The following is a 7,345-nucleotide window of genomic DNA, read 5'->3' as shown; positions in this document are numbered from 1 at the left end:
TTCAAGACGTGCAGTATGTGGAGCCAGGAAAAACAGAGATGATGTTTGAAACCATTGCTCTTGCTTTACAGCAACAAAAACGAGTTTGTTGGGCGATTCCAAGAGCTGATGTGGTCATCGAGTTGGTACCTCGACTTAAACAAGCCTTTCCGTATGCGTTGGTGATTGGACTGCATGGTCACTCTGATGAAAAAATGGATTATGGGGATATTGTGATTAGTACAACTCATCAATTGATTCGTTTTTATCAAGCATTTGATTTGTTGATTATCGATGAGGTAGATGCTTTTCCATATACATTTGATGAGATGCTACCACGGCTAGCAAAGAAAGCTTGTAAACCAACCTGTGCTACGATTTATTTATCTGCAACACCATCAAAAGCGGATCAAATAGCGATTAAGAAGGGGGCTTTGAAATGTTGTCTCATTCCTGCAAGGTATCATTTATATTCGCTTGACATTCCCAAATTTCAATGGGCAGGGAATCTTGAGAAAGCTTTGAAGAAAGGGCGTCTTCCTAAGGCTGTTTTACGTTGGATGAGAAAAAAACTTGCGACTAATCGGCGAGCCCTTTTATTCGTTCCAACGATTGAAGCGGGGCATTTTCTTCAACAGGTATTAAAAAAGCTGCTGAAATTAGAAGTTGCCTTCGTTTATTCGAATGATGAGGAGAGAATTTCAAAAGTAAAAGCATTTAAAGAGGGAGAAGGGCAGTTTTTAATTACAACGATGATTCTAGAGCGTGGTGTGACGATTGCTGATATTGATGTGGCTATTTTTTGTGCTGAACATGAAGTTTATGAAGAAAGTGCCTTAGTACAAATCAGTGGACGTGTCGGTAGAAATCCTAAGTATCCACATGGAGAGATTATTTTCTTTCATTATGGAATTACAGAAGCGATGGATGCCGCGCGTGAACAAATTAAGCGAATGAATCAAAGCGCATGGAAGCAACATTTATTAAAAGAGGAGCCAAAATATGAGATGTCTAGTTTGTTATCAATTTATCGTTATTAATCGATTTCAAGAGTTGTTAGCGCTTGAACCGCCAATAATTTGTGCGACTTGTCAACAATACTTGGTTAGGAAGAAGGGACCTTGTTTATTTGAACAAAATGAATGGATGACTGAAGTTGTAGAGCGATTGAAAAAAGGAGATCTCATTTTAGTTCAATTATTTATTTCGGCATATTATCAAGAGATTAAGAGACAATTAAAATTAAAATCTCATATTATGATTTTAAATCCTGTATCACCGGGCCCTTATCCATGAATGGATATTTTATTAGAGCAGGTAGAGAAACGATTATCCAAGCAAGAAAGAGAGAAACTTCAATTGATTTTTGTTTCGTTAGATAACATTTCAAATGAGACCATCAGAATTTATTAAAAATTTATAACCGTTTTAGAGGTATAGAATTCACTAATTTTGATTAAAATGATATAAATCTCTTTTTAATAAAGAAGGAGTTCGACAAAGAAGTTTATAATCCGTTTTATGTAACAGTTTTATGTTCGACAAAAAACGGAAACCGCTTTCTTTTTGCTGGGGTTTATATTATAATAAAGGTACATCAGATAGATAGGAGTGATTCTAATGAGAATTCAAATCAGGGGAGCTAATCGTTTCAACGTAACGGATGCAATTAGAAATTATATCGAGGAAAAAGTGGGAAGTTTACAACGATTCTTACCTACGAACCAAGATTTAGAGGCTCGCGTCTACATTAAAATCTATGATGTGATTCAAAAAGTAGAGGTCACTATTCCAGGTAATCAATTTATCTTACGTGCTGAGGAAGCGAGTGATGATTTATATGCAGCGATTGATTTAGTTGTAGATAAGTTAGAACGTCAAATCCGTCGTCATAAAACGAAGGCGAATAAAAAAATCCGTGAGCGTGAAGGAATTAGTAATTACTTCATTACGATTGATGATACACCAGAGGTTTATAATGAAGAGGATGAGGTCCCTTATAAAGTGAAAAATGTTCATTTAAAACCAATGGACGTTGAAGAAGCTATTATGCAATTAGAGTTATTAGGACATGATTTTTATGTTTATCGCGATATGGCGGTTGATGCTGTTTGTGTGGTATATCGTCGTAACGATGGTAAATATGCTGTTATTGAAACAAATAACTAATTGATGATTATTAGAAGGGACTATCTGAGGATAGTCTCTTTAGTGTGTATTTAAAAATCTATCTGCATTCATTTGAGGGCTGTCTCTAGTTAGAGGTAGCCTTTTATATCGGAAGCAAATGTGCTAGAAATAAAGGGAAGTTTGGAATAAGTGTGATCGGTTTTCGTTGTAATAAAGACTTGAAGTTCATCTTTCAAAAGAGGAAGGTGACAAAAATTAGGTAACATTATGTCCATATGGGGATTTTTTGTGTACATGTTTATTCAAAAGTGGTAACATTATGTTAATAAACAGAGTATTAGCTAGCATAGGTTAGTTAACGATAGACAAGGAGCGATGATGATGATTTCAGCAATTAAGAAAATGTTAGATCCAAGTGTGAAAGTATTAAAACGTGCTGATAAATTAGCAGATGAAGTAATTGCTTTAGAACCACATATGCAAGGGTTAACAGATGAGCAACTTCAAAATAAAACGCTAGAGTTCAAAGAGAGAATTGAAAAAGGGGAAACGCTAGATGATTTATTAGTTGAAGCATTTGCTGTTGTTCGTGAAGCATCAACTCGTGTACTTGGTATGAAACCATATAAAGTACAAATTATCGGGGGGATTGCTTTACACGGCGGGAACATCGCTGAGATGAGAACAGGTGAGGGTAAAACTTTAACTTCAACGATGCCAGCTTACTTAAATGCCTTAGAAGGTAAAGGGGTACATATTATTACAGTCAATGAATATTTAGCGAGTCGTGATGCTCGTGAAATGGGTGAATTATATCGTTGGCTTGGATTAACAGTTGGTTTAAACTTAGCAGGGATGCCGTCTGAAGAGAAGAAGAAACAATATGCATGTGATATTACATATTCAACGAATAATGAATTAGGATTCGATTATTTACGTGATCACATGGTACTATATGCAAAACAAATGGTACAACGTAAATTAAATTATGCCATTGTCGATGAGGTTGACTCAATTTTAATTGATGAGGCGCGTACGCCATTAATTATCTCAGGGGGACAAAAACGTACAGCAAACTTATACGCGCATGCTGACCGTTTTGTTAAAACATTAAAAGATGAAGAAGATTATAACATCGATATTAAAACAAAAAATATTCAATTAAATGAAGGCGGAATTGAAAAGGCAGAACGCACATTCCGTATTGAGAACTTATACGATATTAAACATGCCGTCTTATTACACCATATCAATAATGCCTTAAAAGCAAACTATGTGATGGCTCGTGACGTAGACTACGTCATTCAAGACGATGAAGTTGTAATTGTTGATCAATTTACAGGACGTTTAATGAAGGGGCGTGCTTATTCTGAAGGTCTTCACCAAGCGATTCAAGCAAAAGAAGGTGTATCAATTAAGCAAGAAACATCAACATTAGCAACAATTACATTCCAGAATTTATTCCGTTTATATAGTAAATTATCAGGAATGACAGGGACAGCTAAAACAGAAGAAGAAGAGTTCCGTAATATTTATAATATGATGGTTGTTGAGATTCCAACGAACCGTCCAATTGCTCGTCAAGATGCACCAGATTTAGTTTATAAAGATATGAATGCGAAGTTTAACGCGGTTGTTAATGATGTTATTGAGCGTCATAAACAAGGACAACCTGTTTTATTAGGGACAGTAGCCGTTGAAACATCGGAATATATCTCACAATTATTAAAACGTAAAGGTATTCCACATAACGTCTTAAATGCGAAAAACCATGAGCGTGAAGCTGAGATTATCATGGATGCTGGGAAAAAGGGTGCTGTTACAATCGCGACAAATATGGCTGGTCGTGGGACAGACATCAAGTTAACAGATGAAGTGAAGGCTTTAGGTGGATTAGCCGTTATTGGGACAGAGCGTCATGAATCACGTCGTATTGATAATCAGTTACGTGGACGTTCTGGACGTCAAGGAGATCCAGGATATACACGTTTCTACTTATCATTCCAAGATGAATTAATGCGTCGTTTCGGTTCTGATCGCATGCATACGATGGTTGATAAATTAGGAATGGATGAAAATGAGCCAATTGAAAGTAAAATGGTTACTAAAGCGGTTGAATCAGCACAAAAACGTGTAGAAGGTAACAACTATGATATGCGTAAAAATTTACTGGAATATGATGATGTCATCCGTCGTCAACGTGAAGTCATTTATGGACAACGTCAAGATATTTTAGAAACGGAAGACTTAACAGATGTTATCTTTGGTATGATTGACTCTTCAGTAACACGCTTAGTTCATACTTATTCAGTAGGAGAAGCACAAGATTCAAAACAAAAGGATGCTCCTGAATATAATTATGAAGGATTATTAAATTACTTAAATACGAACTTATTCCCAGTGAATAAAGTAGAATTATCAGCACTTGAAGGAAAAACAGAGGCTGAAATGATTGAGTACATTGCTAATCTTGTGAAAGATGATTACCGTCAAAAAGAGCAATCTATTGACTCTTCAATCTTCCATGAATTCCAAAAAGTTATTGTTTTACGTGTCGTTGATACGCACTGGATGAACCATATTGATGCCATGGATGCATTACGCCAAGGAATCCATTTACGTTCGTATGGTCAAATCAATCCATTACATGAATATCAAAGTGAAGGATTTGAAATGTTTAATCGTTTAATTGAGCGTATTGAAGATGATGTAACACGTTATATCTTACGCGCAGAAATTCGTCAAAACTTACAACGTGAAGAAGTGGCTAAACCAACCGCGACGAATAGTGGAAAAGAAGAGAAAAAACGCCCTGTCACACGTAAAATTGAAAAAGTAGGACGTAATGATGAGTGTCCATGTGGAAGCGGGAAGAAATATAAACAATGTTGTGGAAATGATAATTAATAATTATCTACTTTTACCATCAACTGTTAATAGTAGGCGATTCTATAGATAAGTTGTAATGAGTTTTTCATAGGATAAAAACTTTTAACCCCTAGTAATGGAGAATTATTTTGCGAGCAAAACTGCTAGGTGATTCATCGCTACTATAGTTGGTCTTAGTCTCAAAAGGACTTGGGAACTAAGTGTGATTGAAAAATATGAAAAACCTTTTGTTTTCTATATATATAAGTCGAGATAAATTTTCTTGAGAGAAAATTTTTAACTGGACTATAGGTTGCCTAGATAGGTAAAACATATCAGTATTTTTTATTTGCTACTTAAGATGTAGAATACTTATCTGTTTATATATAGAAATAGATCATTATTCAATATAGAGTCGATCAAATTAATAGTCTTAAAATATCATAAATATAGGCTAATTATAGAAGCAGTAACATTTTTTACAGTGTAAAAAAATTACTGCTTCTTATATCGTTCAAGGATATCATAATGATAATCTTTTGAACTTGTTTTGCGTTTATGATAACAATTTTAAAAACATGAAAATTGATATAAAGAAGTGGTGACAGAGATGGAAATTCATGAAATAAGAACAGAAATCAAGAAAATGTCTGAACGTATCTCTCAATTTAAAGAATCTTTAAATGTTGAGCAAAAAGAAGCTGAGATTAAAGAGTATGATGCAAAGATGCAAGCGGTAGGTTTTTGGGATGATCAACGTAAAGCTCAAGAAGTTATTAATGCAGCCAATGCAATCAAAGATAAAGTTAATACATTCTATACTTTAGAAGGTGAAGTAGAAGATTTAGCCGTTGCTTTTGAGTTAATTTTAGAAGAACCCGATGAGGACTTACAAGTTGAACTTGAATCACAGATTAGTGAAGTCAGTGAGAAGTTAAATAAGTTTGAATTAGAAATTTTATTAAGTGGTCCATATGATGCAAATAATGCTATTTTAGAACTACATCCAGGTGCGGGTGGAACAGAATCACAAGACTGGGCTGAAATGTTATATCGTATGTATACGCGTTATGCTGAACGTAAAGGGTTTAAAGTAGAGGTTTTAGATTATCTAGTAGGTGAAGAGGCTGGAATTAAAAGCGTAACAATCAAAATTAAAGGAACAAATGCATTTGGTTATTTTAAAGCCGAGCGTGGGGTACATCGTTTAGTTCGTATTTCGCCATTTGATTCGGGAGGGCGTCGTCATACGTCATTCTGTTCTTGTGATGTCATGCCTGAATTCTCAGGAGATATTGATATCGAAATTCGTGCTGAAGATTTAAAAATTGATACGTACCGCGCAAGTGGAGCAGGTGGTCAGCACATTAATACAACTGATTCAGCGGTACGTATTACGCATTTACCAACGAATACGATTGTTACATGCCAAAACCAACGTTCACAGATTAAAAACCGTGAAGCTGCGATGGAGATGTTAAAATCTAAGTTATATCAACGTAAGTTAGAGGAACAAGAAGCGGAGTTAGCAAAAATCCGTGGTGAAGTTAAAGAGATTGGATGGGGAAGTCAGATTCGCTCATATGTTTTCCATCCGTACTCATTAGTTAAAGATCATCGCACATCATATGAGGTGGGAAACGTCCAAGGTGTTATGGATGGCGATTTAGATGGATTTATTGATGCTTATTTAAGACATAGTATCTAACGGTGGAAGTTTGTGGATAACTCATGCTATAGATAGAAAGATACACAGATTACATGTATAATGAATTTAAATATAAGTAGTGAGTAAAAGGAGTGAAGGAGATATGAAAAAGATTCCTAGTTTTACAGTTAATCATGATGATTTATTACGTGGAATTTATGTTTCACGCCAAGATGTCATAGGACAAGAAATCGTAACAACATTTGATATTCGTACAAAATTACCGAATCGTGAACCAGTTATGAATACTGCTGAAATTCATACGATTGAACATTTAGCTGCAACATTTTTACGTAATCATGAAACAGCAGCAGATCAGACTATTTATTTTGGACCAATGGGATGTCGTACAGGGTTCTATTTAATTTTAAAAGGCGATCTAAAATCAGAAGAGATTGTAGATTTAGTTAAAGAAACCTTTGAATTTGTTGCGAATTATGAAGGTGACGTTCCAGGTGCAAGTGCGCGCGATTGTGGAAATTATTTAGATATGAATTTACCAATGGCGAAATATGAAGCTAAGGCCTTCTTAGAAAATACATTAAACCAAATCACAGAAGCTAATTTAGTTTATCCAGCGTAATAAAAAAGAGGAGAATCTTTTACGAGATTTTCCTCTTTTTTTGGTTTAGAAAAACTTGGTTCTTTGTCAACTGGTGT

General features: G+C 35.1%; 6 protein-coding genes. All 6 read left to right on the top strand.

What is annotated here, in order from left to right; genetic code table 11:
- Window positions 1-1,019 (top strand): helicase-related protein (locus NEH74_RS12305; protein WP_262941423.1); only part of this gene is annotated, 1,019 nt, incomplete at its 5' end.
- Window positions 982-1,275 carry a hypothetical protein gene (locus NEH74_RS12300; protein WP_055275159.1) on the top strand — a complete coding sequence of 98 codons (294 nt, stop codon included), beginning with the start codon at window positions 982-984 and terminating at the stop codon, window positions 1,273-1,275. The genes NEH74_RS12305 and NEH74_RS12300, both read left to right, overlap by 38 nt.
- Before the next feature lie 324 nt (window positions 1,276-1,599).
- Window positions 1,600-2,148 carry a ribosome hibernation-promoting factor, HPF/YfiA family gene (gene hpf, locus NEH74_RS12295; RefSeq protein WP_055275157.1) on the top strand — a complete coding sequence of 183 codons (549 nt, stop codon included), beginning with the start codon at window positions 1,600-1,602 and terminating at the stop codon, window positions 2,146-2,148.
- A gap of 342 nt (window positions 2,149-2,490) precedes the next feature.
- The gene (gene secA, locus NEH74_RS12290; RefSeq protein ID WP_262941421.1) at window positions 2,491-5,016 is read left to right on the top strand and encodes a preprotein translocase subunit SecA; all 2,526 of its coding nucleotides are present in this window, start codon (window positions 2,491-2,493) and stop codon (window positions 5,014-5,016) included.
- Window positions 5,017-5,587: 571 nt separating this feature from the next.
- The gene (prfB, locus tag NEH74_RS12285) at window positions 5,588-6,685 is read left to right on the top strand and encodes a peptide chain release factor 2 (protein WP_070100325.1); all 1,098 of its coding nucleotides are present in this window, start codon (window positions 5,588-5,590) and stop codon (window positions 6,683-6,685) included.
- 103 nt (window positions 6,686-6,788) lie between these two features.
- A complete protein-coding gene (locus NEH74_RS12280; RefSeq protein ID WP_055242735.1) occupies window positions 6,789-7,268 on the top strand; it encodes an S-ribosylhomocysteine lyase in 480 nt (159 codons plus the stop codon).
- The last annotated feature ends 77 nt before the right edge of the window (window positions 7,269-7,345 follow it).

Origin of the sequence: Turicibacter sp. GALT-G1 (assembly GCF_025594995.1) — a bacterium.
In the GTDB taxonomy this organism is placed as follows: domain Bacteria; phylum Bacillota_I; class Bacilli_A; order MOL361; family Turicibacteraceae; genus Turicibacter; species Turicibacter bilis.
Note: the sequence above shows the minus strand (reverse complement) of the source record. Positions and strands in the feature narration are given on the sequence as shown.